Consider the following 23,948-nt stretch of genomic DNA (forward strand, 5'->3'; position numbering starts at 1 on the left):
CGCCGCAGGACGGAGCACGGGCCGCTAGGGCATGGCCGTGCCGCCTCCGGCGAGGCCGGTGCGCCATGCCCAGGCAGCGATCTCCACGCGGTTTCTGGCGGCGAGTTTGGCCTGGATGTTGGCGAGGTGGGTTTTGACCGTGCCGCTCGTGATGGACAGGGCCGCGGCGATCTCGGCGTTGGTCATGCCCTCGGCGAGCAGCATGACAACGTCCTTCTCGCGCGGGGACAGCCGGGTGGCGGGCGCCGCCCGGGAGGAGGAGGTACGAAGCTGCTTCAGGAGCCGCACGGTGATCGATGGGCTGACCATGGCATCACCGGCCGCGGCCGCGCGGACCGCTTCGGCGAGCAGGCGTGGCCCGGAGTCCTTGAGGATGAATCCGCAAGCCCCCGCTTCCACCGCACGGGTCAGGTAGTCCTCGTCGTCGAAGGTCGTCACCATGACGACCTGCGGCCGGTGCGCCATGTGGGGCCGGGTGAGCTGACGCAGCGCGTCGAGGCCGTCCAGCCGGGGCATCCGGATGTCCATGAGGACCACGTCCGGCCGGTGCAGTGCGCTCATCTCCAGGGCTTGGAGGCCGTCCTGGGCGTGCGCGACGACCTCGATGTCGCTCTCGGCGGAGAGGATCATGGCCATGCCGGTGCGGACGATCTCCTGGTCGTCGGCGAGAAGTACCTGGATCACGGAAGATCCCTCCACACGCTGCTGAAGGGAATGCGGGCCCTCACCCGCCATTGTCCCTGGCTGTCGGGGCCCGCTTGGAAGGTGCCGCCTTCGGCCGCGACGCGTTCTCCGAGCCCGATGAGACCGTACCCCGCCGTGTCTCCGCCCGGGCCGGGCCGGTCGTTGACGATGTCGAGCGCGGCGGTCCCCGAGTGGACACTGAGCGTCACGGACACCTTCCGGGAACCCGGTGCGTGCTTGCGTACATTGGTCAGCGACTCCATGACGACCCGGTGCACCACCGCCATGGCCGCCGCGGGCAGACTGTCGACCGGCCCTTCCTGCAGCAGCCGGGCCCGCCCGCCGCCGGGCAGGACGAAATCAGCCACAAGAGAGCGTAGCTGCTCGATGTCTCCCGCCGGTACGAGCCCGGCCTCGGTCCGAAGCCCGCTCACCATGTGCCGCAGAGCCCTGAGAGCCTCCGCGGCGGTCCGTTCGATCTGGCCCAGCGCCGAGGTGGTCATCTCCGGCCTGGACGCCGCGACCACCTGGGCCCCCTGCGCTTGCACGACGATGCCCGTCACATGGTGGGCCACGAAGTCGTGCAGATCACGGGCGAAGGCGAGCCGCTGCTCCAGACGCACCTGCTCGGTGTGACGCCGACGCTCGACAGCCACCAGCCGGGCCACGAGGGCCCCGACCAGTGCGGTACCCACGGCGAACGCGCAGAACAACGTCACGAGGAGGCTGTTCTCGCTCACCTCGACGGCCACCGGCCGCACGACCACCGCCGCGCACAGCACAACAGCCGCCACGGCAGCCGGCCAGGCAGCGCCGTGCCGGACGGTGACGGCCAGTACCACGATGAGCGCACTGACCTCGAACAGGGTGTATGCGTCGGCACGCCCGGCCGACGATCCCCGCTGTCCCGCCGTGATGTGCATCCACGTACTGCATCCGAGAGACACGGCACCCGCGATCCCTCCGGCCACCGCCAACACCCACGGCCCCACTCGCGACCGGCGCAGCACCCGGACCGGCGCCACCAGGAACGGCGCCGCGGCGGAGAGCCGTACCTGCGGCGCGAGAGCGGACCGGAAAACGCCGCTGCGGTAGTCGGCAGCGAGCGCCAGCACCAGGACGGCTCCCACGGCACCTGTGCCGAGACAGACCAGCGCGCCACGCACCCAGGAGGAGCGTCGGCCGAGAAGGAGGGAATGCATGCCCGCAGCCTACGGAACCGGCCGCTCAGGCCCCTCTGCCGAAAGTCGTAGTGACACAGCGGGTTTCCCTCCTCCGACAGATCCGGAGCGGCACCCCGCACGGACACCATCGGTCAGGACGATCCGCACACGCTTCGCCGCAGAAGGAATGAAACATGAACTTCCAGACACAGATACCCACAGCCGCCGTCCTCGGCCCGGCGCTCCTGATCTTCGCTCTGTTCGCCCTCGCACGCCGACGAGGCAACGCCCCTGGGTGGCGCGGCGGGCCGCTGGTGCTCCGGGTGGTCCTGGCGCTCTACGTGGGAGCGGTCCTCTCCATCACGATCTTCCCCCTTTGGATCTACGGCGGCATTTACCGCAACGAGGCGCCCTGGACGAACCAGATTCAATTGATCCCGCTGCTCATGGCGGACGTCACCATGATCCCCAATGTCGTCATGTTCGTCCCGCTCGGCTTCCTCCTGCCCTTGCTCTGCCACCGTCTTACCGGTGCTCGCACCGTCGCGTTCTGTGCCCTCGCCAGCCTCGGGATCGAGCTGGCACAACTGTTGCAGTACATCGCGCTCGGCAACGGACGCGCCGTCGACATCAACGACCTGATCGCCAACACCTTCGGTGGTCTCCTCGGCTACGCGGCCCTGCGCACCGTGCGGCGCACCGCCGCCGCACGCGCCGCACTGAAGAAGTCGTCCCGATCGCCCAGCACCGGACTGTGAAGCCTCGGTCCCGAGGACCGGGGGCCCGGGCAGAGCCGGCCGCGAGGCACAACAGGAACTCCACAGCCGGCTCCACGCGCGCGCCCGCGCCGAGTGCGGGCGGCTCGCTCGCAACGCCGCCAAGCTCCAGGACGGCCGAAGCAAGGGACGGCGACCCTCTGGAATGCGGACGAGAATCCCTCGGTCACCTCACCGAAGCCCGAGCGGGCCGAGCACTTGGTCAAGGCCGCCGGTACGGGACAAGTGGCCGTCCTCGTCGGGTTGGTGTCTCGGGAGCGGCAGCCGGGCAGCCTCGTTGACCTCTGCGAGGGCCTGGGCGTCTGCTGCCGTCAGGCCAGTGCAGGGGCAGCCACGGACAACGGGCCGAACCACGGCCCCCGTCACGGGCATTGTCAGTGCCTGTTGGTAGAACTGCGGTCACAGCGGAACGTCCCGTCCCCTTCACTCTTCACAGGAGCAGCCGCATGACCATCGGTTCCCACCTCGACGCGTTGTACCGGCTGCCCGCCCACACCTTCCCCGGCCCCGACGAGCGGACGGACGACCTCCCCGAGGCGGACTCGGTCGCATGGCGCATCACCAGCGACGTCTACGGCTCCGACGAGGCATGGACCAATGCCTTCGCCCGGTTCCGCGCCACCGTCGACACCACACGCGTGCGGGCGCTCATCGTGGGCGCCTGGCAGGAGGCGTATGAATACGACCCGTCCGACGTCATCGAGGCGCTGGTGGCCGCACGGGACGACTTCCCCGCGCTGCGGGCCCTGTTCCTCGGTGACATGGTGATGGAGGAATGCGAGATCTCCTGGATCAACCAGACCGACGTCTCACCGCTGCTCAGCGCCTTCCCCGAGCTGGAGGAGTTCGGCGTCCGCGGCGGGACCGGACTGCGGTTCCCCGCCCTGAGCCACTCGGCACTGCGCAAGCTGACCCTGGAGTCCGGCGGGCTGCCCGCCGAGGTCGTCCGCGGAGTCGCCCACAGCGACCTGCCCGCTCTGGAGGTACTCGACCTGTGGCTGGGCATGCCCCACTACGGCGGTGACAGCGAGGCCGGCGACCTGGAGCCCATCCTCTCCGGCGCCCGGCTCCCGCGCCTGCGCCACCTGGCCCTGTGCAACAGCGAGATGCAGGACGCCGTCGCCGCGGCGGTCGCCTCCGCCCCCGTCGTCGCCCGCCTGGAAGTGCTGGACCTGTCCATGGGTGTCCTGACCGACGACGGAGCCGCCGCCCTCCTCGCCGGGCAGCCGCTCACCCACCTCAAGGAACTCGACCTGCACCACCACTACATCAGCGAACCGCTCCTCGAGCGCCTGCGGCAGACGCTCGAACCCGCTGGCGTCACCTTGGACCTGGACCGCGACGACGCCGACGAGCACCAGGACGGCGACGGCACGGTGTGGCGGTACGTCGCCGTGGGCGAATGAGCACCATGGGCGAGCACTCCGGCCGTGCCCCCGGCCGCCGCTTCGCGGTCGTGGGCAATCCGGACAACCGCCGGGTCACGCTGTTCGCCGAGGCGGTGCGCGCGGCCGGACTGCCGGCTTCACGCGTCGTTCCCTGGGCGAACGTACTGCGCGCCGGGGGAGCCGAGTTCGACGCGGGGGAGATCGTCCGTATCGACTCCCCCGGGGAGGACGCCGACGTCGACCGGATGCTCCGCGGCGTCGAGGATCCCACCCGGGTCGAGGGGGCGGCCCGGTGGTACGCCGGGTTCACCGCCGCGCTGCGTACCCTGCGCGGCGGCATACGACTCGACGACCCCGACGACCTGGCCGTGCTCTTCGACAAGCGGCGCTGCCACGCCGTCCTCGACGCCGCGGGCGTGCCGGTCCCCGCCTCGCCCACGTCGGGGCCGGGGGCCGCGCCGGTCCGCGGCTGGGACGACGTACGGACGCTGATGCGGGAGCACCGGATGCCCCGGCTGTTCGTCAAACCCGCGCATGGCTCATCCGCGTCGGGCGTGCTGGCGGTGGAATCGGCGGGAGGCGGGCGCATCCGGGCCACCACCTCGGTGGAACTCGCGGCGGACGGGCGGCTCTTCAACTCGCTGAAGGTGCGCCGCTACGAGCGCGAGGAGGACATCGCGGCCATCATCGACACGCTCGCTCCCGACGGCCTGCACCTGGAACGCTGGCTGCCGAAGGCGTCGCAGCAGGGCCGCGCCGCGGACCTGAGAGTCGTCGTGGTGGCCGGCCGAGCCACCCACGCGGTGGTGCGCACCAGCCGTTGGCCGCTGACCAACCTCCACCTCGGCGGCAGCCGGGGCGACCTCGACACGGCCCGGCAGGCCGTCGAGGCGGCAGGCGCCCGCTGGACCGACCTGCTGGACGTGTGCGAGCGGGCCGCGGCCTGCTTCCCGCGCACCCTGTCCGTGGGCGTCGACCTGTTGCCGGCCGTCGGATGGCGCAGAGCCGCCGTCGGCGAGGTCAACGCCTTCGGCGATCTGCTGCCCCGGCTCACCGGCCTGCCCGGCAGCGGAGCGGAAGGACTCGACACGTATGCCACCCAGGTCGCGGCCGCCCTGCTCGCTCACGGCGGCCGCCCCGCCGAGTGACCACGGACACCGCCACCCCGACGAGCACGGCCGGCCCAACCGCAACCGCAGCCGGCACGACCGGCACAGCCGGCAGACCAGCACGACAGCACGCCGACAGAAGAGGAACCAGCGCCCATGCCGTCGCCCGCACCGACCCCCGAGCCGCTCCCGCCCACGCCGGAAGCGGGCGAACCGGACATGAACGAGATCGTCGGCAGCCACGACCTGCTCCTCGTCACCCTCGACACCCTGCGCTACGACGTCGCCGCCGAACTCGCCGCCGCGGGACGCCTACCGAACCTGACCCGCCACCTGCCCGGCGGCCGATGGGAGAAGCGGCACGCCCCGGGCAGCTTCACCTACGCCTCGCACCAGGCGATCTTCGCGGGCTTCCTGCCCACCCCGGCCGCGCCCGGACCGCATCCGAGACTGTTCGCGGCGAGCTTCGCGGGCAGCGAGACCACCGCCCCGAAGACCTTCGTCTACGACACCCCCGACCTCGTCTCCGGACTGGCGAAGGCGGGCTACCACACCGTCTGCGTCGGAGGGGTGGGCTTCTTCAACAAGCAGGGCCCGCTCGGCTCGGTCCTGCCCGGGCTCTTCGAGGAGTCGCACTGGGAGCCGGAGTTCGGCGTCACCTCACCCGCGTCCTTCGAGAACCAGGTGGCTCGCGCGGAACGCGTCATCAGCGAACTCCCGGCGGAGCGACGGCTGTTCCTCTTCGTCAACGTGTCCGCCCTGCACCAGCCGAACTGGTTCTACCGGCCCGGCTCGGCCCGGGAGGACGGCGACACCCGCGAGACGCACGCCGCCGCGCTGGAGTACGTCGACCAGCACATCGGGCGACTGTTCGCCGCGGCGAGCAGCAGGCGCCGCTGCTTCGCGATCGTCTGCTCCGACCACGGCACCGCCTACGGTGACGACGGCTACACCGGCCACCGTCTCGGGCACGACTGCGGCTGGACCGTGCCCTACGGCCACTTCGTCCTCGAACCCGCACCTTCCACGACCGCATCCGCGACGCACCCCGACACCCGCCCGACCGAGGCCGCCCGATGACCACCACCACCGCACCTCCGACAGCCGCGACCCGAACCGGGGCCACCCCCTACCAGAGCTACGTCTACGCCTACCCGCACAAGACGGCCTACCGCCCCCTTCCCCACCGCCCCACGCTCGACTCCCTGTGGGCCGCCGAACCGAAGGACGCCGTCTCCCTCTACCTGCACATCCCCTTCTGCGAGGTCCGCTGCGGCTTCTGCAACCTCTTCACCCGCATCGGCGCCCCGGACGGCCTGACCGGCGCCTACCTGGACGCCCTGGAACGCCAGGCGGACGCCGTACGCGAGGCGCTCGGGGACGGTGACGAGGTCCGCTTCGCCACCGCGGCGTTCGGCGGCGGCACCCCCACCTTCCTCACCACCGCCGAGCTGGAACGCCTCTGCGACATCGCCGAGCACCGCATGGGCGCCGATCTGCGCGCCGTTCCTCTGTCGGTCGAGGCGTCGCCCGCCACCGCCACCGCCGACCGACTGGCCGTACTGGCCGCCCGGGGCGCCACCCGTCTCAGCCTGGGCGTGCAGAGCTTCGTCGACTCCGAGGCCCGCGCCGCCGTACGCCCGCAACGCCGCGCCGACGTGGAGTCCGCCCTCGGGCGCGTCCGCGACGCGCGCATCCCGGTGCTCAACATCGACTTGATCTACGGCATCGACGGCCAGACGGAGGCCACCTGGCGCCGGTCCCTGGACGCGGCCCTGGCCTGGCAGCCCGAGGAGCTGTACCTCTACCCCCTGTACGTGCGCCCCCTCACGGGCCTCAGCCGCCGCGGCGGCGGCCCCGACCCCGCATGGGACGAGCAGCGGCTCCGGTTGTACCGCGCCGGCCGGGACCACCTTCTCGCGCACGGCTACACCCAGCATTCCATGCGCATGTTCCGTCGCGCCGATGCCCCGCCGCATGGCGCCGACGACTACGCGTGCCAGACGGACGGCATGATCGGCCTCGGCTGCGGTGCCCGCTCCTACACCGCCGCCCTGCACTACTCCTTCGACTACGCCGTGGGCATGCAGGAGATCCGCGCCATCATCGACGATTACGTGGGCGCCACCGACTTCTCCCGCGCCGAGGTCGGCTACTCCATGGACGCGTACGAGGCCCGCCGCCGTCACCTGCTGCAGTCGCTGCTCCAGGCCGAGGGACTGCGCCTCGACGACTACCGGGCCCGCTTCGGTGGTTCCCCCGCCGACGACTTCGCTCCCGAACTGACCGCGTTCGGCGCACTGGGCTGGCTGGCTGACGGCGACCCGGAGACCCTCCGGCTCAGCCCGGAAGGACTCGCCCACTCCGATGCGGTCGGCCCCGCCCTGTTCTCCCCGGCCGTGCGCGCCGCCATGGCCGCGTACGAGAGGAAGTGACCGGTCGGCATGGACCTCACCCTCCTCTATCGCGGCCCGCTCGCCTCCTGCGACTACGACTGTCCCTACTGCCCGTTCGCCAAGCGCCGCGACACCGGTGCCCAACTGCGGGCCGACCGCGCCGCCCTGCGACGTTTCGCCGCCTGGGCCGCCGACCGGACCGAGGACAGCCTGTCCCTGCTGTTCACCCCCTGGGGCGAGGGTCTGGTGCGCTCCTGGTACCGGCGCGCCCTCGCGGACCTCTCCCGTCTGCCGCACATCCGGCGGGTGGCGATCCAGACCAACCTGAGCTGCCGCACCGACTGGCTCGCCGAGGCCGATCCCGAGACCATCGCCCTGTGGTGCACCTATCATCCGGGCCAGACCCCCTACGACCGCTTCCTGACCAAGTGCCGCGACCTGGCGGCACGCGGCATCCGGTTCAGCGTCGGCATCGTGGGACTGCCCCAGCACCTGGAGGCGGCTCGCCGGCTGCGCGCCGACCTGCCGGAGCATGTCTACCTGTGGGTCAACGCCGCCGAAGGCCACTGCTACACGGACGCCGAAGCGGACCTGTGGACGGCGCTGGACCCGCTCTTCCCGTACAGCCGTCACCCGCACACCAGCGCCGGTCTGCCGTGCCGCACCGGCGACTCCGTGATCTCGGTCGACGGTGACGGCACCGTCCGCCGCTGCCACTTCGTACCCACCCCGCTGGGCAACCTCTACGACGGCTCCTACCGCGCCGCCCTGCGCCCGCGTGCCTGCCCGCTCGCCGTCTGCGACTGCCACATCGGCTATGTGCACCTGGAGACGCTGCCGTTGTACGACGTCTTCGCCGGCGGAGTGCTGGAACGGATCCCCGCGCGGGGCCCGGAGTCCGGGCCCGCTTCGGGACCGTCAGCGATGCGTCCACCGACACCTGCGGTGCCCCAGCGGACGTGACACTCTCCGAGCTCGCGGTGGAAGCATTCATCCGGATGGATAGTCTCTCGGGCCGGTGCTGACCGTGGGTGCGAGGTCGAGGCGCTCGGGCGTCCGCTCCGGCTGTAAGGGGGAGACCAAATATATTCCTTGACACGAATATTCGTTGTCGTGAATACTGCTGCCATGGACGAACTCCTCCACGCGCTGGCCGACCCGGCCCGCTGGCGCCTCGTGAGCCTGCTGGCCGAGCGCCCCCGCTCGGTCGGGGTGCTAGCCCAGCTCGCCGGAGCACGCCAGCCGCAGACGACCAAACATCTGCAGACCCTTGAGCGCGCGGGCGTCGTCACCTCCCAGCGCACGGGCCAGCGGCGCATCTACGCGCTCCGGTCCGCTCCCCTGCGGGACCTGGCGGGTACGCTCAGCCGGCTCGCCGACACCGCGGACCAGGCGGACGGCCCGCAGGCAACCTATGACCGCTACGGGCGCAGCCTGCGCACGGAGCGGCTCGCCGCGCAGGAGTCGGGGTGGGCCGACGGCCGCTCGTTCACGTTCCACCGGTCACTGGCCGGACGCCCCGAGCTGATCTGGCGTTTCCTGACCGAGACCGCTCTGCTCGCCCGCTGGTGGACGCCCGACGACCTGCGTATTTCCGAGCTGGTCTTCGAAGCCCGAGCGGGTGGGCGGATCGTCCAGGAGTACCGCGATGCCGAGGACTCCGACGGCTCGGACCCGGTCGCCGGGCGCGCGGAGGGAGTCGTCGTCGACGCACGCCCCTGTGAGCGCCTCGCCTACCGGCTCTCCCCACAGCTTCCCGACGGCACTCTCGCCTTCACCGCCCACGTCGATCTGGCTCTGAGGCCGACGAACACCGGCACGGACCTCGACGTCCACTGGCGGATCACCGACAGCACGGTCGATTCCGCGGACTTCATCGCAGGCATCGAGGTCGGCTTCGGCCAGAGCCTCGACAAGCTCGCGGTGAACCTCGCCGCCCACTCGCACGACATCATCGGCACCGACCCCGCCACAAGGAGCACGACGTGACACAGCAGACCGCCGGCCGCCGGGTCGTCACCAACATGAGCCTGTCCCTCGACGGCCACTATGCCAAGCCGGGCAACCCGCTGGACATGGGCTGGGTGATGCCGTACGCGGTCACCGACATCGCCCGCGACCATCTGACGAGCCTTTGTGAACCGGCGACGACGGCCCTGCTCGGGCGGGTCAACGCCGAGGGATTCCTCGGATTCTGGCCCACCGTCATCGGCATGCAGGGCGCCGACCCGCGCGACGAGAAGTTCGCGCATTGGCTCGTCGACACCGACAAGGTGGTCCTCTCCTCCACCCTCGACCAGGCGCCGTGGGAGCGGACCACGCTCGTCGACAGGCCGACCGCCGAGGTGGTCGCGGACCTCAAGGCCACCGAAGGCGGCGACATCCTCGTGCTCTCCAGCGCAAGCGTCATCAAGGCACTCCTGGCGGCCGGCCAGGTCGACCGACTGGCTCTCACGATCTTCCCGGTCTTCCTCGGCGGCGGGCCACGCCTCTTCGACGACGGCCTTCCCACCGGACAGTGGACGCTCGTCAGCCAGGCCGCCGGCGAGCACGGCACCCTGGCCCTCGTCTACGACAGAGTCCGCTGACCCAGCCGCACAGCGCCGCGACCGGTGATCTCATCAACAAGGTGGCGTGGAAGGAGTCCCGTCAGCCTCGGGGCCGGTGCTCACCGCATCGAGAGGCCCACGGGGCGGCCTTGGGCGCATGACCGGTCCCACGTCCACGTGTCGCCGGTGGAGCTGGTTCCCGTACCAGCCCGACGAAGCCTGCCGGTGGAGCACTTCGGAGAAGCCTCCTGAGCGAGCACGGGCCAGGTCCTGCCCCAGCGTCGATCGTCGTCTGGGCGAAGAAGCTCTCGGACGAAGACTGGCGCGGCCTGACCGCGCTGTTCTGGTCCAACGTCGACCCGTACGGCACCTTGCGCCTGGACTTGGACAAGCGCCGCGACCTGGGGTCGTCCGCCGCCGTGCCCGGCTCTCGCACTCCAGCGGACGCCCCCGTCCGATCAGCCCAGGATCTCGATACTTGCCCTCACCGACCCGCTGTCGGCTCTCCCCGCATCGCCGGCTGCGCCTCGTCGGCCCCGCCGGAGCCCGCCGCCACGTCGGCGCCGCCGTGCTGCCCGTGCTTCCTCCGTCCGCCCAGCAGCACCAGGGAGAGCCCGGCCAGAGCCCAGGCGCTGAGCGTGAGCATCGGTCCGCTCGCCGCGTTGCCGTCGAAGAAGGCGACGGAGCGCAGGAGTTGTCCGCCCGAGCCCACCGGCAGCCACTGGCCCAGCACACCGACCGGCTCCGGCAGCAGCTCGGGCGCGGAAGTGACGCCGGAGAACGGGTTGCCGAGGAAGACGTTGAGCACAGTCCCCAGGCCGATCCCCGAGACGCCGAGCACGGCTGCCAGCCCGGCCACCGTCGCGCTGCCTGCCAGCGCCGTCAGCGCGAAGGTCCCGGCCTCCGCCCACCAGTTGCCGCCGAGGATGCCGAGCCAGTCGTCCGTGATCGCGGTGCCGACGAGGCCGATGCCGGTCGCCGTGCCGACGAGGGTGATGACGGCACGCGAACCGCGCAGTCCCAGCAAGGTGACCCCGGCGCCGGCCATCACGCCGGCCAGGGCCAGCGGCAGGACGCTGGAGCCGAGCGCGGAGCCGCGCGGGTCCTCTTTCGGCGCTGCCACCACGTCATCGGTGACGGGCTCTGCACCGGAGGGGGCGTTCTCTGCCGCGGCCGTGGTGAGGAGTTGAGCCACCACCGGGCTCGCGGCGCTGGCAGTCAGGACCTTCAGGCCGTTGGGGGTGAGCACGAAGGCGCCGTAGATGTCTCGCTCCTCGATGGCCGTACGGGCTGCGCTCTCGGTGGCGTAGGTGGTCACATCGAAGGCGCCTTCGCGTTCACCGAGCCGCTGCGCAAGCTGAGCGGTGGCGTTCGGCGGGCCGGCCGCGCCGATCGGCAGCTCGCGGGGCTGCAGGCGGGCGTTGGGCCAGACGAACGCCATGATGGCGAGAGCGATGACCACCGGGATCAGGACGATCGCCGCAACGGTCTTCCGGTTCTGGGCGTCAGGCATGACGCGGACCTCTCATGCGACATCTCGAAGAAGGATCGTTCGTTTTAATCATGCCGCCACCGTCCTCCAGGCCATCCACCTTGTCAAGAAGGAACGTTCGCTTTACGTTGGGGTCATGGCACGTGTACCCCAGTCCCACCTCGACGCAAGACGCCGTCAGATCCTGGACGGCGCCAAGCGCAGCTTCACCCGCAACGGCTTCCACGCCACCTCCATGCAAGACGTGCTGACGGAGACCGGCTTGTCCGCCGGCGCCGTGTACCGCTACTTCCGCGGCAAGGACGAACTCATCGAAGCCGTCGCCTCGGAGGCATTCGCCGACGTCAGCGCGGCCTTCGAGACGGCCGTGCACGGTGCACCACTACGGCCGCTGCACGAAGTCCTCACCGGGGTACTCGATGCCGCCCTCCGGGAACAGGGCGAGAAGGCGGGCGCCACCGACCCGCAGGCATTCCCCCGCCTGGTGATCCAGGTCTGGGGCGAAGCAGCACGCAACGAACCCCTGCGCAAAACCCTCAGCGACGGGTACAGCCGGATGCGCGGCATCTGGGGCGAGCTGATCAAGGACTATCAGGAGGCGGGGCAACTGCGCACCGACGTCCCGACGGACCACATCGTGCGTACGCTGCTGGCCGTGATCCAGGGCTTCATCATCCAGCGAGCCCTGTTCAACGAGGACGCGGGCGAGGTCATCGGCGATGGACTGCGGGCACTGACAACCATGCAGGCCAAGGAGTGACCTACCCCATCGCCCGGGCCGACGCCCTCGGCCTACGGGTCCGGACGGAAACTGATGTCGGGCCGACGTCGGACGGAGTACGTCGACACCCTCACGCTTTACCAGGCCAGGGCCGACCGTGCGTGGCTCCGGGGCGGCGTTTCATGGGTGGTCGCTCGTGAAACACCCCACCGTTTGCCGGGCCACCTGCGGCAATCATGTTTCATGAGTTGTTGCAGACAACTGGACGCCTGTAAGTCCATATAAGAAGCTCAGCGGTCGTCAGTGACGATTTCAAGCGCGTGGAATTGCACGACTGCCCGATGTCCACCTGCGTCTACGGAGGCGTGGCCTGCCAAAGAGCTGTTCCGCAAATGATCTACGGCGTGCGGACTGACCAGCCCGTTTCTCCGTTATCCGGCCAGGGTGAGGTTGTGCAGGCGGGCGATGCCGAGCATGGCGTGGTGGACGCCGTCGCCTTTCAGGCGGCAGTCGCGGAGGATCTTCCACGCCTTCACGCGGGCCAAGAAGTGCTCGACGCGGGAGCGGACCTTGTGGTGGGCGCGTTGTGTTCGCCCCCTCAGGAGGGGAGTTCGGCCTGGCCGCGCTCACGGCGGTTGAGATGGCCAGGCTGGTGCCCCGGTAGCTGCCGTCTGCGATAACCGTGGTCCTGCCCACGGCATCCTTCGCGCCGGGCAGCTCCCATGCCTTGCAGTCATTGCGGTTGCCGGGCAGCGGCCGGCCGACAGCGACCACGAGTCGGGGGTCGGCATCGACGACGACTTGGTAATTGGTCGAGTACCGGTAGTTTTTCGACTGCTCGGCGATGGTGTGGTCGCGGGTAGGGACCAGGGTTCCGTCCACGATCAGTACGGTGTCCTTGCGAAACCGCTTGCGCGGCAGGAGCGCGAGCGACGGGCCGAGATGGTTGATGATGCGGTCAGATGCAGACTTCGCAATGCCGAACAGCGGACCGAGCTGCCGCAAGGTTAGATTCGTCGGCCCTTTGCGGACCGGATCCGCGCCCTCTCGACGTAGCGCAGTGAGCAGCTCGCCGAAGTGACATGGGCTGAGCCCGGTGAATGGGGCTGTCCAGGACGGCTCGGACGCCGTGATCACACCAGGCACAGCGAGGTCGTCTCAACGATCGATGCTGTGGAACGATGATCGGCATGGCAGGTCAGGTCTGGGTGTCACTCATATCGTTGGGCGGCGTTGTCCTCGGCGGCGTGTTGTCCTACCTCGTTCAGCACAGGACTCAGCTATCAGCGGAACGTGCTGAACAGCAGCGGCAGCGGATCGCGTTGTCGGAGACCCGACGCGCGGAACGGCTGGCGCTGCTGGAGCGGTTCATCGAGGTATCAGCAGAGGCGGAACGCTGCGCCTACACCCGGCCGTCCGAGTGGGAGGACACCGATGACTGGTACCTCACGACCCGGGACGTCATGTACAGGTTGTGGGTCGCTGATCGACTCCTTCGCATCCAGTTCCCCCTGACCGTGCATGACGCCGCACACGCGCACTTTCTCGACCTCAACAGGACGGTGTGGCGCGGTTTGCCTGACGGTGAGAGCGTGCGGGACTACCTGGAGGGCAACCGGTCGGCGTTTCTCGACGCGGCCCGCGAGGTCATGGGGTAGCGCACCGCTGACTCCCGGAGATCCTTTGCGGGACAGCCCTAGGGTTACCCGGAACTGGCGCCGCCCGACGGTGACGAGCAGCGCCTGGAGGATGCCTGGAGCGTCCTCGTCCGACGGCACGACATGCTGCGGGCAGGGGTCTCGGCCGACGGGTACCAGCGGGTGCTGCCCGAGGTGCCGCGTTATGCGACACGGCGTGCGGAGGCGCGCGGAGCCGACGACGAGCGGGCGCGGCGGCTCGTCGAGGAGATCCGCGCGGAGATGTCCCACCGGGTGCGGCCGACGGACCAGTGGCCGCTGTTCGAACTGCGTACCACCCGCACCGCCGACGGACTGCTCCTGCACCTCGCGGTCGACCTGCTCATCTGCGACTACGGCAGCATCCGGATGCTCCTCGGTGAACTGCACGAGTTGTGCACCGGTCCCGGCTCCTCAGAGGCGGACGGAGTGGAGGCCGGCGAAGCGGCTCCGACGTGCCGTGACTACGTGCTGGCGGCGCGCGCCGCCCGCCAGGGCACCCGTCACCAGCGCGACAGGGACTACTAATGGAGCCGGTATCGACGATCTGCCTGCCCGCCCCCGAACTGCCCCTGCGCACCGAATCCCTGAACGCGCCGCCGCGATTGCGTCGGCTCGGCACGCGGCTGACGACACCTCAGTGGACGGCCCTGAACCGACAGGCAGCCCGCGCGGGTGCGACCGCCTCAGGAGTGCTCGTGCAGGCGTTCGCGCAATCCGTGGGGCCCTGGAGCCGCAGACCGCCTTTTCACCGGGACGTCCGGGAGGGACCGATCCCCGACGACGTGGTCGAGGACATGTTCGGCGCGTTCGCCGCCCTGGTCACGGAGCTGGCCGACGGCGACGGCGTCCGGCAGGGGATGGATCCGGTGGAGCTGCCCGCCCACCAGCGCGAGCGCCTCGCCCGGGTCAACGCGACCGAGGACCCGCGTTCTGCCGACCCGTGCACGCCGAGGTCATGGCCCAGGCAGAGCGTACCCCCGGGCACCAAGCCGTCATCACCCCCGGACGCACGCTCGACTACGCCGAACTGGCCGCCCGGACGCGTGCCGTCGTATCGGCGCTGACTCGCTCCCGCACCGTCAGCGAGGTACCGGCGGCCGTCGTCATGGACAAGGGCTGGGAGCAGGTGGTCGCCGTCCTCGGCGTGCTCCTCGCCCGCGGCGCCTACCTGCCCGTCGACACCACCCAGCCGGCGCTGCGCCGGGACACCGTGCTCCGGGACGCCGGGGTGCGCCGGGTCCTCACGCAGTCCTGGCTGGCGCCCACCCTCGGTCTGCCACCGGGGACGGCGGTCCTCTCGGTCGACACCGTGGAGCCGGCCGTATCGGACGCGACGGCGGTGGATTCACCGGCGGCAGCCCCGGACGACCTCGCCTACGTCATCTACACCTCGGGTTCGACCGGCACCCCGAAAGGCGTGATGATCAGTCATGGCGCGGCCCACAACGCCGTGGACGAGATCAACTCCCGCTTCGGCGTGGACCCGGACGATCGGGTGCTGGGGCTGGCCCAGATGGGCTTCGACCTGTCGGTGTACGACATCTTCGGCCCCCTGTCGGTCGGCGGCGCCCTCGTCCTGCCCGAGGCCGGGCCCCGCGGGGCATGCCTCTGTTCAAGCACTGCTGACGCGGGGCGTTGGTGGCGCCCCATAGGAGGGCGTCACGGATGTCACGGTCCTGAGTTGCCTGGGTCAGCTTGTTAGGACCACGAGGCGCGCCGGAGGGGCCCGAAGCGAACGAGGTACATCGCTCGGAGAAGTTCGCGTCGCTGGAGACCACGAATTCGGTGAGGGCCATGCAGCCATGGCACATGGGCACTGACGAAATCCACCATGTCCCCGCTGTCCGGGAGCCCATCCGGACAAGGCGCTGATCAGCCCGGACAGTGCGGGACTGTCCGGGACAGCCGGTTGCCGTTGTTCCTCCGTGCCCGACCACGCACAGTCGTTCCACCCGGTCCGCCTACCCCTTCCGAGGGATGACGAGGAGAAGTCATATGCGCAGGACGATCACAGCTTCGGTCACGAGAAGGAGCCGGAGGATGCTGTACCTGCTCGCCGCTACGGGGTCAGCTATGGCGCTGGCACTGACTCCCACCGCCGCGCAGGCGCGGGCGGCAAGCACCGTCGCGGGCTTCAGCTACGGCGACTGTTACGAGGCCGGCGGCTGGTACGAGTACACGGCCGACGGACAGGCCGGGGGCTACCCGAAATACGACACCGACGGATCTATCGAGGTCATCCAGTACGAAGACTGCAACTGGATCGACAAGGGGATCCTTCAGTACTCCGGTAAGAAGTGGCAGAACGGAGCATGGACGACCATCAGTTGGAGGCAGGTCCCCGACCCCTGGGTGGGGGGAGACGGTGGAGGACCCGGGGAGATCGACTACTTCGTCGACTTCAACGACGTGCGTGATGTCCGCTTCCGTGTCTGCAATGTCCACGACGGCATCGTGGACGGATGTGGCACCGTATCCTAAGCCAGCCTTCCGGCAGGTAGTCACGGACACTGAGGGGAAGGGCCCGGCGCGTGCTTGTGCCGGGCCCTTTCTCGCGTCCGAGTGGTGGCGGAGAAGCCCAAATCTCGCGATCGTCGGCACTGCGGCCCCTGCCACCCCGGCAACGACTCGCACTGACCGCCCCGCAACAGTGAGCTCCTCGGGTGCCAGCCGCACGGCTGGGGCCCGAGAGCACGCCCGGGTGAGATGTCAGCGAACCGGTCCGCGGCCCGGTTGCGGCCGCCAGGATGAGGCGAGTGACCACCAGCACCGCAGACCTCTGACACCCCTACCGCCGCGCCCGTGCCACCAGTGACCGTGCCCTTCCCGATACCTGCTACTGGAGTTGGACCCAGGACGCCGGGGCCCGGCCCTGAGGCCCTCGGTGACCTGACCGGCTGCTGCGTGGGCGACCTCAGCGCCGGCGCAGCCCGGCACGCGGCACATCTGGCGGTCCACCACTAGCCCGCCCAGGTCACCGCCGTCGATGGCTCACCCGCCCAGCACGCCATGGCAACCGATCTCTCGCCCACCTCACCCCGCGCCTGCGCATCGTGCAGTCCGGCGCGGTGTTCGCCGGCGAGCCTGGCCGCGACGGATGCCCAGCGTCCCGCTCCTGGCTTCCGGGTGGGCCGCGACGCTTGATCCCTGCCTACCCCCATGGGTCTTCGCCGCCAGTAGTTCCAGCAGCGCGAGGGGCGCCTGGCTGGGGGCGGCGGAGCGGTCTTGGCGAAGACCGTCTTGAGGCGCCGGTGTGCGTCGACTTCGGCCTCGCACTTGGGGCACGTCGCCACGTGCGTGGTACCCGCGCGCGGGCGTCCGGTCCGAGTTCTCCGTCCACGAGTACGGCCAGACGGCCGCCCAAGTGCCGCAGTACTTCAGCTTGTCTTTTGACCTCTGTGCGCTTGTACCTGCGGGGTGCCTCTCCGTGTGGCGCGTTTTTGATCACGCGGAAGGAAAGAGCTGTTCGCGCACCCACCCGGGATCGGGGTTGGTGTGTGGCTGGCCCGCCACGATGACGGTCGGCACGGTCTCGTTGCCGTCGTTGGCTGCTCTCAGCACTGCGGCTCCTGCCGGGTCGCGCCAGATGTTGGCCCAGTGCAACTGGCGGGTGCTGCGGCCCAGTCGGATGCGCAGTCGGATGCAGTACTTGCAGCCCGACCGCCAGAAGACGACCGGTCGGCCGTCGGCCGCGCTGCGGTGTTGTGCCTCCCGCGCGTCGATCGACCTCGGGGAAATGATGGGTGAGTACATGCCTGCGAACGCCAGGAAAGCTAGCAGGAGTGCTGCGGCTGTGCGGGGGCTCCCCGTAAGAAACTGCCCAGTCGCGACGGCTGAGCCGCTGAGCACAAGCACTATGGGCAGGATCCAAGTGCGCATCATGGTGATGCAGGCTATCGATGAGTCGAAATGCTCCTCGAACTAGGTCGCTCACCTAGGTGTTCGTCGGACGCTGAGGCGGCCTTCGTCTGATTCTGTGCTCCGGCCAAGGATGCACGTGACCACGACGAAAGCCGTGAAGGTGAGTTTGCTGCCTGATCACGCCCCGGGGGGAAGCGTTCGCGAAAGCGTCACGCTTCCGGCAGCACTTACTCGACTGTCTGACCGCTCGCGGGGATGAACTGTCGGCCTCACGGATGCGCTGCCGTATGCGGACGGGTCGGTGAGGGGGGCCTAATACTGTCGGCTTAGTACCGGCGGGGAGACGGCGCCATGTACGACGCCCTGAACAAGGGGAACATCGACGTATCCCGCCTGCGACAGGTGCTGGCCGTCCTGCCCATGCCGCAGGCCGCCGACGGCCGCTTGGTGCTCGTGGTCGACGTCAGCGACTGGCCCCGCCCCGTTGCTCCCACTCGCGCCGACTGCCTGTTCTGCCATGTCTACGGCCAGCCGGGCACGGACTGGTCCGAGGACCGTCCGTGCCCGGCTGGCCGTACTGGTTCGTCGCTGCCCTGGAAGGCCGGACGTCTGGTCCCAGTTGCTGGACACCGTGCGTCTCAGCCAGGCAGACGATGTCGCCGAGGTCACCGCCGATCAGGTCCGCCGGGTGGTCGTAGATCTGATCGAGATGGGCCGCTGGCACCCCGGCCGGCCGCGACATCCTGATCGTCTTCGACGCCAGCTACGACACCCCTCACATGGCCCACCTCCTGGCCGGCGTGCCCGTGAAAGTCTTGGGTCGGATGCGCACGGACCGGGTGATGCGCAAGCCCGTCCCGGTTCCGTGGATCTCCCCGCCTCAGGGCGGTCGGCCGCCGGAGCACGGCAAGGAGTTCCGCTTCGCCAAGCCGGAGACCCAGGGCGAGCCGGACGCGGCCACGGTGCAAGTCGCCGACAGGTACGGCACCGCCCGCGCGATGGCCTGGGCCCGCATCCACCCCCACCTGACCGCCCGCTCCGCCCATCAACGCGGGATGACCCCGGTCGGCCAGGAGCTGCGCGCAGCCCGCACTGCACGCCTCGACCGCCGACCGGGACGCCGCCCGTGTCCTGCTGCCAGCGGCCAAGGACCGTTTCGGGCGGTTTGGCAGCGCACCTGGCACCACACCCGCCACACTCGCGGCGGAATCCCGACCGGTGAACCTCTGCGTCGCCTCTTTCCGCCGCCGTCAGTCAGATCCAGTGGAGAGCAGGGCCGGGCGGCGGAAGCCGGGGCGGCGGCATCGGTGAGGTGTTGGCCGGGCGGTCGGTCCTGCGGCAGCCACCCGTTCCGAGGGGTACGCGCAGACAGCCGATCCAGCTCGCCGGTCCGCCGGCAGCCACGGCCATGCCCGCCGCCGGAGGCCGTGCTTCTCGTCTGGCGGTATCACGGTGCGCGGTGTCCGGCGGGGACCGACAGTGGAGACGCGGGTCAGGTGTGGTCCGCGCTGTTTCGGCTCCCTGCCTGGCCGTGCGGGAGCCTCTGTCGGCAGAGGAGACACTGATGGCCGCAGTTCGTACTGCTGATGTCGTGATCGTGGGCAATGGTGTGCTCGGGCTGTCCGTGGCGGTGGAGATCGCGCGCCGGGCACCCGAGACGCAGATCGTCGTGGTGGGTCCGCCGCAGCGGCCCATGTCCGCCACCGCCGCGGCCGGTGCCATGCTCAACTGCTTCGCCGAGGTCACCCGCTACACCGCCCGCCACCCGGCCGCCGTGGCCCGCTTCACCCTGGCCCGGCAGGCCCTCGACATGTGGCCGCAGTGGCTCAAGGAACTGGAGCAGGACGCCGGTCCGGAGGCAGGCGCCGCCGTACGGGCCTCGCACCGGCCGGGCACCTTCGTGGTGATCAGCGGCAGATCAGGGACGATCGCGGCGGAGAACTTCCAGGCGATCCGTGACGCGGCGGTCCAGCACGGCGAAGCCCACGATCTCGTCGACCCTCATGACGTCCAGGGGTACGCCCCCGCGCTGGACGCGCGGCCCTGGCAGGTGCTGCACCTGCCGCGCGAGGGCTCCGTGGACGCTCGCGCCCACCTGACGGCGCTGGAGGCCGCAGCCGACGCACTCGGCATCCGGACCGTGCCGGACACGGTCCGGTCGGTGCTGACCGACGGCGATGCCGTCGACGGAGTACTGCTCCAGGACGGCAGCACGCTGGCCACCCGCACCGTCGTACTCTCCGCCGGAGCCGCCTCCGGCAGGCTGGCCGCCGACATCCTGCCGCCCGGCGCCGTCCCCCCGATGCTGCACGGAACCGGCGCGTCCCTGGTGGTCAGACGCACCCGCACGACCGGCCCCGGTGCCCAGCACGTACTGCGCACCCCCAACCGCGCCGCTACCTGCGGTCTGCACCTGGTGCCCCAGGCCACCCCCGGCGAACAGTACGTCGGCGCCACCAACCTGATCACCTGCGACCCCATCAGCGGCGCCGAGTACGGTTCCACCCACGCCCTGATGCGCGAGGTCGCCGAACAGTTCGACCCCGAGCTGAGGTTCTCCCACATTCAGCGCTGGATGGTGGGAGCCAGGCCCATCACCCTGGACTGCTTCCCCCTCATCGGTACCTGCTCGCTGCGCGGACTGATCCTCGCCACCGGCACCTACCGCGACGGCTTCCACTGCTCCCCGGCCATCGCCCGCCACCTGGCCGCCACCGTCCTGGACACTCCGGACGACACCGGCACGGACCTCACCTGGTTCGCCCCCGAACGCCCGCCCATCCAGACCGTCCCCGCCGAGGACGCCGCCGCCGAGGCCGCCGAGCACATGTACGACGTGATGTACGAGCAGGGGTTGTCCGTCGCCTACTTCGGCGGGGCCCCCTTGCGGGAATGGGCCCAGAGGCGCACCCAGGAACTCCACGACCGGCTCGGTGAGCCCGTCGCCCTCGCACCCGAGATCATCATCCCGCAGTTCCTCACACCGAAAGCCAGCGACTGCCCCGACGACGGTGTCACCGCACTGAAGACCTACCTGCATGCGGCTCGCGCCCACCACGGCCCGTGGAGGAGCCAGGACAGCCAGGACGCCGTCCCGCACGAACAGGACGGCGCGTCAGCCCAGTAGGCGTGTCACAACGGCGGTGGCGCGGTCCGTCATCGGCAGGCCGACGCCAGCGCGCCGGTCGAGGGGATCGTCCCTTTCTCGTGCCGACAGGTGACGGGCGGACCGGACCTGGTGCGCGGCCAGGAGGTGTCGTGCTCTGGCCCGTCGTGGGTGAGACGGCCATGTCCGCAGCAGGGGTGCTCGGCAGTGTGTCCCAGCAGCGCTATGAGGCGATCGTGGCCGAGGTGCGCGAAGTGGTCGCACAGCAGTCGAAGGGGCAGTTCCGGATCGGGGACTGTGCGCTGGAGGTGGAACCGATACGCTCGCGCGGCGGTGATACCGGCGATGCGCAGTTCACGGTGCGGCAGTCGCTGATGGGGCTGGCTGAGGACATCGGGGTGCCGTTCAGCACCGTGAAGCACGCGCGGTGGACGGCGTCGCGGTGGCCCAAGGAGTACCGGGAGCCAGTGGTCTCCTGGACGGTGCACCGCATCCTGGGCGGGATCGAGGACGGACAGGAGCGGTTAGCCGCGATCAGGACGCCGCCCGCGGGCCGGGGGCGATGAACGCCGGACGAGGCCAACCGGCGGATGGGCCGCCGGGTGGACAATCCCGTCTCGCCGCAGCAGAAGGTCACCGCGATCCACTCGCTGGCGCGGGACGACCAGGTCGCTGCCCAGGTGACCGGGGATCTGCTGCGGCGCCCGCAGGTGGCGACCAAAGTCCCCGTGGTGGACAAGGTCCGGGTGGTGGAGGAGTTCACCCGGGATGAGGGGATCGCCGCCCAGGTGACCACGGGCCTGCTGCGTCGCCAACCTCACCCCAAGCCAGGTCCGCGCCGGGCTGGGGATGCTGCGCGACGTCATCGCCGAACGCGGCTGGCCCGCGCTGATCCACACCCGCACGGACGGCTACCAGTTCACCGCCGACTGGGAGGAGCTGGAGGCGTATGAGGTGGCGGTGATCCGCGAGACGCTCACCGCGGTTCGCCGTCTGATCACCGGCACCGTCGCCCCGTACACCGCCCTGCACCCCGGCGACGAACGGGTGCGGCACATCATTGCTCAGCTCAACTCGGTCGAGTCCACCCTCAGCCTCCTCGCCTGACCCACGGCCGGAAGGAAGGACGCACCCATGCGGAGCCGGTGCTACCCCTCGGACACCGGACGCCGAGTGGGCGCTGATCAACCCGCTGCTGCCGGTGTCGGCCTGCCGCACGCCACGCGGCGGCCGGCCGGATAAGCATCCGCGCCGCGAGATCGTGGACGCCCTGTTCTACGTGCTGGACTCGGGCTGCAAGTGGCGGGCCCTGCCCGCCGACTTCCCCCCGTTTCAGACCGTCTACGCCTTCTTCGCCCGCTGGTCGGCCGCCGGGATCTGGGAGAAGGTCCGCGACCATCTGCGGCGCCACGTGCGACGGGCCCTGCACCGGCCACCGCACGCGGTGGCCGCCATCGTCGACTCCCAGAGCGTGAAGGGAGCCGACACCGTCGGCCGCCACAGCCGCGGCTACAACCCGGCCAAAAGGATCAACGGCCGCACACGGCACATCGCCGTGGATCTGCGCGGCCTGCCCCTGTCGGTGATGGTCACCCCGGCCGATGTCAGCGACCGGGACGCCGGACGCGAAGTCCTGGTCCGGCTGCGCGCGCAGCACCCGCAGATCACCATCGTGTGGACCGGCTCCGCCTACGCCGGCACCCTCGTGTCGTGGGCGAAGTCGGCCCTGCACCTGACGGTCGAAACCGTGCACCGCCCCAGGGACGCGGTCGGCTTCGTGCTCCTGCCGCGCCGCTGGATCGTGGAGCGCAGCCTGACATGGATCATGCACTCGCGGCGGCTGGTCCGCGACTACGAACGCCTGCCCCGCCACCCCGAAGCCATGATCACCCGCTCCGCCATCAGGCTCATGCTGCACCGCCTCACCCGACGGTCACCGCACCCCCCCGGCCGCCCATCCGCGGCCGGGAGAGGCACTGCGACCGGCCTGAGCAACTGCCGCTCGAACCACACCAGACCAAGCCTCCGACGACCTGGACGCCATCTCTGCCCGGACAGGCCGAGCGGACGGCACGAAGGACGGCGTGCAGCACTCATCCGAGCAGGTCTCACACACGTCCACCGTCATGTGCGGCCCGGCCGCCACCATGACAGCGCCCACAGAGCGCAGGGCCGGACGCGCCACGCTTTCCGGTACTTGCGGTGCCGTTGGATCGGGGAGGAACCGATCCAACGCCACCGCTGGTGCACGCGCGGGCGGCTGGTCCGCGACTATGAGTACCTGGCCCGCCATGCCGAAGCGGCGGGGCACCAATCTGTGTGCGTCGGTGAAGTTCTCGAGGACTCAATCAAGAGTGGGCAAGAATTCTGCCGAAGCCGCCATCTTCGGCCCGAGCTCTCCCACAGTGTCGGTGACAGGTTCGGCGTGGGCAGCGGCAGCCGTACTGAGGCAGACGGCGAGGCCGGTGGCGCCCAGGACGCCGAACCGTACGAGCCACGTGCCGCTGCGGCGGGCGAGGTCGGTCTCACGAGAGGGGTGAAGCTGTTGCATCAGGTTCCTTTCAGACATTGTTGCTGGCCAGACGGCCCGGGATTGATCAGGTGACGTTGAGCAGGCCCAGGACCGTGGTCGGGGACGGGTGGTTGGCCTGATCCACGACGCCGCACTGCCGGTGGCTGTTGTCCTGGGGGCCGATGTTGTAGGTCGGGGACAGCACGGCGGCGGCCCCGTAGCTGTTGCTGCGGCAGTCGATCTTCGGCTGAACCGTGTGGCTGTTGTCGCTGGTGCCCGCAGAAGCGACACCGGACGCCCCCGCCACCGCCGCCAGGCTCAGCGTCGTCAGGGCCATCACGTTGCGGATCTTGCCGCTCATCACACACTCCGTTGTCCCGATTACTGGTACGCCTGGAGTAGCGGACGCCTTAAATCAGAAGACACGCTCCGTCGGAGAGATCGACCGTACTGCGGACCTGACGAATACTCACGCGTATATGCCTCCATCACCCCCAAGCCAGGGCTGCTCC

21 protein-coding genes and 4 pseudogenes are annotated in these 23,948 nt (G+C 70.0%); 19 read left to right on the forward strand and 6 right to left on the reverse strand.

The window, feature by feature from the left end; all coding sequences use genetic code 11:
• Positions 1-24 precede the first annotated feature (24 nt).
• Together IE316_RS11465 and IE316_RS11470 are read right to left on the reverse strand one after the other, a co-directional pair.
• Entirely contained in the window at positions 25-735 is a 711-nt protein-coding gene (locus tag IE316_RS11465) for a response regulator (protein ID WP_190204114.1), read from the reverse strand.
• Positions 681-1,886, reverse strand: a complete 1,206-nt coding sequence (locus IE316_RS11470) for a sensor histidine kinase (protein ID WP_190204115.1) — start codon at positions 1,884-1,886, stop codon at positions 681-683. The genes IE316_RS11465 and IE316_RS11470 overlap by 55 nt, the downstream gene beginning before the upstream one ends.
• Positions 1,887-2,041: 155 nt before the next feature.
• Between IE316_RS11470 and IE316_RS11475 the strand changes: the two genes are divergently transcribed.
• The 8 genes from IE316_RS11475 (at position 2,042) to IE316_RS11510 (ending at position 10,104) form a co-directional block, all read left to right on the forward strand.
• Positions 2,042-2,605, forward strand: a complete 564-nt coding sequence (locus IE316_RS11475) for a VanZ family protein (protein ID WP_190204116.1) — start codon at positions 2,042-2,044, stop codon at positions 2,603-2,605.
• 464 nt (positions 2,606-3,069) lie between these two features.
• On the forward strand, positions 3,070-4,029 hold the full coding sequence (locus IE316_RS11480; RefSeq protein ID WP_190204117.1) for an STM4015 family protein: 960 nt from the start codon (positions 3,070-3,072) through the stop codon (positions 4,027-4,029).
• Positions 4,030-4,034: 5 nt separating this feature from the next.
• A complete protein-coding gene (locus IE316_RS11485) occupies positions 4,035-5,159 on the forward strand; it encodes an STM4014 family protein (protein ID WP_190204118.1) in 1,125 nt (374 codons plus the stop codon).
• 180 nt (positions 5,160-5,339) lie between these two features.
• The gene (locus IE316_RS11490) at positions 5,340-6,200 is read left to right on the forward strand and encodes an STM4013/SEN3800 family hydrolase (RefSeq protein WP_190204212.1); all 861 of its coding nucleotides are present in this window, start codon (positions 5,340-5,342) and stop codon (positions 6,198-6,200) included.
• Complete coding sequence (locus IE316_RS11495) at positions 6,197-7,555, forward strand: STM4012 family radical SAM protein (protein WP_190204119.1); 1,359 nt, start codon at positions 6,197-6,199, stop codon at positions 7,553-7,555. Before IE316_RS11490 ends, IE316_RS11495 begins: the two co-directional genes overlap by 4 nt.
• Positions 7,556-7,564: 9 nt before the next feature.
• The gene (locus IE316_RS11500; RefSeq protein WP_190204120.1) at positions 7,565-8,479 is read left to right on the forward strand and encodes an STM4011 family radical SAM protein; all 915 of its coding nucleotides are present in this window, start codon (positions 7,565-7,567) and stop codon (positions 8,477-8,479) included.
• Between the two features lie 165 nt (positions 8,480-8,644).
• Positions 8,645-9,505: a metalloregulator ArsR/SmtB family transcription factor gene (locus IE316_RS11505; RefSeq protein WP_190204121.1), complete on the forward strand. Its 861-nt coding sequence runs from the start codon at positions 8,645-8,647 to the stop codon at positions 9,503-9,505.
• Positions 9,502-10,104, forward strand: coding sequence for a dihydrofolate reductase family protein (locus IE316_RS11510; RefSeq protein WP_190204122.1), 603 nt, complete (start codon positions 9,502-9,504; stop codon positions 10,102-10,104). Before IE316_RS11505 ends, IE316_RS11510 begins: the two co-directional genes overlap by 4 nt.
• Before the next feature lie 445 nt (positions 10,105-10,549).
• On the opposite strand, the gene IE316_RS11515 is transcribed toward IE316_RS11510, so the two are convergent.
• Positions 10,550-11,578, reverse strand: coding sequence for an ABC transporter permease (locus IE316_RS11515; RefSeq protein WP_190204123.1), 1,029 nt, complete (start codon positions 11,576-11,578; stop codon positions 10,550-10,552).
• Between the two features lie 115 nt (positions 11,579-11,693).
• On the opposite strand from IE316_RS11515, the gene IE316_RS11520 reads away from it, so the two are divergent.
• Positions 11,694-12,317 carry a TetR/AcrR family transcriptional regulator gene (locus IE316_RS11520; RefSeq protein WP_190204124.1) on the forward strand — a complete coding sequence of 208 codons (624 nt, stop codon included), beginning with the start codon at positions 11,694-11,696 and terminating at the stop codon, positions 12,315-12,317.
• Between the two features lie 392 nt (positions 12,318-12,709).
• Here the strand turns inward: IE316_RS11520 and IE316_RS11525 are convergent.
• Positions 12,710-13,424 (reverse strand): annotated as a pseudogene (locus IE316_RS11525) (transposase).
• A gap of 35 nt (positions 13,425-13,459) precedes the next feature.
• On the opposite strand from IE316_RS11525, the gene IE316_RS11530 reads away from it, so the two are divergent.
• From IE316_RS11530 to IE316_RS11550, 5 genes are all read left to right on the forward strand, one after another.
• Complete coding sequence (locus IE316_RS11530) at positions 13,460-13,936, forward strand: hypothetical protein (protein WP_190204125.1); 477 nt, start codon at positions 13,460-13,462, stop codon at positions 13,934-13,936.
• A 123-nt stretch (positions 13,937-14,059) separates the two neighbouring features.
• Complete coding sequence (locus IE316_RS11535; protein WP_190204126.1) at positions 14,060-14,482, forward strand: condensation domain-containing protein; 423 nt, start codon at positions 14,060-14,062, stop codon at positions 14,480-14,482.
• A complete protein-coding gene (locus IE316_RS11540) occupies positions 14,482-15,021 on the forward strand; it encodes a hypothetical protein (RefSeq protein ID WP_190204127.1) in 540 nt (179 codons plus the stop codon). Before IE316_RS11535 ends, IE316_RS11540 begins: the two co-directional genes overlap by 1 nt.
• Complete coding sequence (locus IE316_RS11545) at positions 14,913-15,659, forward strand: AMP-binding protein (protein WP_190204128.1); 747 nt, start codon at positions 14,913-14,915, stop codon at positions 15,657-15,659. The genes IE316_RS11540 and IE316_RS11545 overlap by 109 nt, the downstream gene beginning before the upstream one ends.
• Before the next feature lie 338 nt (positions 15,660-15,997).
• A complete protein-coding gene (locus IE316_RS11550) occupies positions 15,998-16,438 on the forward strand; it encodes a hypothetical protein (protein ID WP_190204129.1) in 441 nt (146 codons plus the stop codon).
• Positions 16,439-17,401: 963 nt separating this feature from the next.
• On the opposite strand, the gene IE316_RS11555 is transcribed toward IE316_RS11550, so the two are convergent.
• On the reverse strand, positions 17,402-17,839 hold the full coding sequence (locus tag IE316_RS11555; RefSeq protein WP_190204130.1) for a glutaredoxin domain-containing protein: 438 nt from the start codon (positions 17,837-17,839) through the stop codon (positions 17,402-17,404).
• A 152-nt stretch (positions 17,840-17,991) separates the two neighbouring features.
• On the opposite strand from IE316_RS11555, the pseudogene IE316_RS36085 reads away from it, so the two are divergent.
• From IE316_RS36085 to IE316_RS11580, 5 genes and pseudogenes are all read left to right on the forward strand, one after another.
• Positions 17,992-18,936: pseudogene (locus IE316_RS36085) on the forward strand (transposase); the annotation flags it as partial.
• Positions 18,937-19,382: 446 nt separating this feature from the next.
• Positions 19,383-20,945: an NAD(P)/FAD-dependent oxidoreductase gene (locus tag IE316_RS11565; protein WP_190204131.1), complete on the forward strand. Its 1,563-nt coding sequence runs from the start codon at positions 19,383-19,385 to the stop codon at positions 20,943-20,945.
• Positions 20,946-21,106: 161 nt separating this feature from the next.
• Positions 21,107-21,877 (forward strand): annotated as a pseudogene (locus IE316_RS35485) (DUF6192 family protein).
• The gene (locus IE316_RS11575; RefSeq protein WP_190204133.1) at positions 21,774-22,031 is read left to right on the forward strand and encodes a RacP protein; all 258 of its coding nucleotides are present in this window, start codon (positions 21,774-21,776) and stop codon (positions 22,029-22,031) included. Before IE316_RS35485 ends, IE316_RS11575 begins: the two are co-directional and overlap by 104 nt.
• Before the next feature lie 27 nt (positions 22,032-22,058).
• A pseudogene (locus IE316_RS11580) lies at positions 22,059-22,863 on the forward strand (IS5 family transposase); the annotation flags it as partial.
• 658 nt (positions 22,864-23,521) lie between these two features.
• On the opposite strand, the gene IE316_RS11585 reads toward IE316_RS11580, so the two are convergent.
• Positions 23,522-23,797 (reverse strand): hypothetical protein, encoded by a 276-nt coding sequence (locus IE316_RS11585; protein ID WP_190204134.1) that lies wholly within the window; start codon positions 23,795-23,797, stop codon positions 23,522-23,524.
• Positions 23,798-23,948 lie beyond the last annotated feature (151 nt).

This window comes from Streptomyces fumanus, assembly GCF_014655295.1.
Classification (GTDB): domain Bacteria; phylum Actinomycetota; class Actinomycetes; order Streptomycetales; family Streptomycetaceae; genus Streptomyces; species Streptomyces fumanus.

What these genes read in the sequence shown, in the direction of transcription:
- IE316_RS11475 (WP_190204116.1), top strand. Translation starts at nt 2,042, where the DNA reads ATGAACTTCCAGACACAGATACCCACAGCCGCCGTCCTCGGCCCGGCG.
- IE316_RS11575 (WP_190204133.1), top strand. Translation starts at nt 21,774, where the DNA reads ATGCTGCGCGACGTCATCGCCGAACGCGGCTGGCCCGCGCTGATCCAC.
- IE316_RS11545 (WP_190204128.1), top strand. Translation starts at nt 14,913, where the DNA reads ATGGCCCAGGCAGAGCGTACCCCCGGGCACCAAGCCGTCATCACCCCC.
- IE316_RS11585 (WP_190204134.1), bottom strand. Translation starts at nt 23,797, where the DNA reads ATGAGCGGCAAGATCCGCAACGTGATGGCCCTGACGACGCTGAGCCTG.
- IE316_RS11485 (WP_190204118.1), top strand. Translation starts at nt 4,035, where the DNA reads ATGGGCGAGCACTCCGGCCGTGCCCCCGGCCGCCGCTTCGCGGTCGTG.
- IE316_RS11515 (WP_190204123.1), bottom strand. Translation starts at nt 11,578, where the DNA reads ATGCCTGACGCCCAGAACCGGAAGACCGTTGCGGCGATCGTCCTGATC.
- IE316_RS11565 (WP_190204131.1), top strand. Translation starts at nt 19,383, where the DNA reads ATGGCCGCAGTTCGTACTGCTGATGTCGTGATCGTGGGCAATGGTGTG.
- IE316_RS11465 (WP_190204114.1), bottom strand. Translation starts at nt 735, where the DNA reads ATGGCGGGTGAGGGCCCGCATTCCCTTCAGCAGCGTGTGGAGGGATCT.
- IE316_RS11530 (WP_190204125.1), top strand. Translation starts at nt 13,460, where the DNA reads ATGATCGGCATGGCAGGTCAGGTCTGGGTGTCACTCATATCGTTGGGC.
- IE316_RS11535 (WP_190204126.1), top strand. Translation starts at nt 14,060, where the DNA reads ATGCTGCGGGCAGGGGTCTCGGCCGACGGGTACCAGCGGGTGCTGCCC.
- IE316_RS11540 (WP_190204127.1), top strand. Translation starts at nt 14,482, where the DNA reads ATGGAGCCGGTATCGACGATCTGCCTGCCCGCCCCCGAACTGCCCCTG.
- IE316_RS11490 (WP_190204212.1), top strand. Translation starts at nt 5,340, where the DNA reads ATGAACGAGATCGTCGGCAGCCACGACCTGCTCCTCGTCACCCTCGAC.
- IE316_RS11555 (WP_190204130.1), bottom strand. Translation starts at nt 17,839, where the DNA reads ATGATGCGCACTTGGATCCTGCCCATAGTGCTTGTGCTCAGCGGCTCA.
- IE316_RS11550 (WP_190204129.1), top strand. Translation starts at nt 15,998, where the DNA reads ATGCTGTACCTGCTCGCCGCTACGGGGTCAGCTATGGCGCTGGCACTG.
- IE316_RS11500 (WP_190204120.1), top strand. Translation starts at nt 7,565, where the DNA reads ATGGACCTCACCCTCCTCTATCGCGGCCCGCTCGCCTCCTGCGACTAC.
- IE316_RS11505 (WP_190204121.1), top strand. Translation starts at nt 8,645, where the DNA reads ATGGACGAACTCCTCCACGCGCTGGCCGACCCGGCCCGCTGGCGCCTC.
- IE316_RS11470 (WP_190204115.1), bottom strand. Translation starts at nt 1,886, where the DNA reads ATGCATTCCCTCCTTCTCGGCCGACGCTCCTCCTGGGTGCGTGGCGCG.
- IE316_RS11480 (WP_190204117.1), top strand. Translation starts at nt 3,070, where the DNA reads ATGACCATCGGTTCCCACCTCGACGCGTTGTACCGGCTGCCCGCCCAC.
- IE316_RS11520 (WP_190204124.1), top strand. Translation starts at nt 11,694, where the DNA reads ATGGCACGTGTACCCCAGTCCCACCTCGACGCAAGACGCCGTCAGATC.
- IE316_RS11495 (WP_190204119.1), top strand. Translation starts at nt 6,197, where the DNA reads ATGACCACCACCACCGCACCTCCGACAGCCGCGACCCGAACCGGGGCC.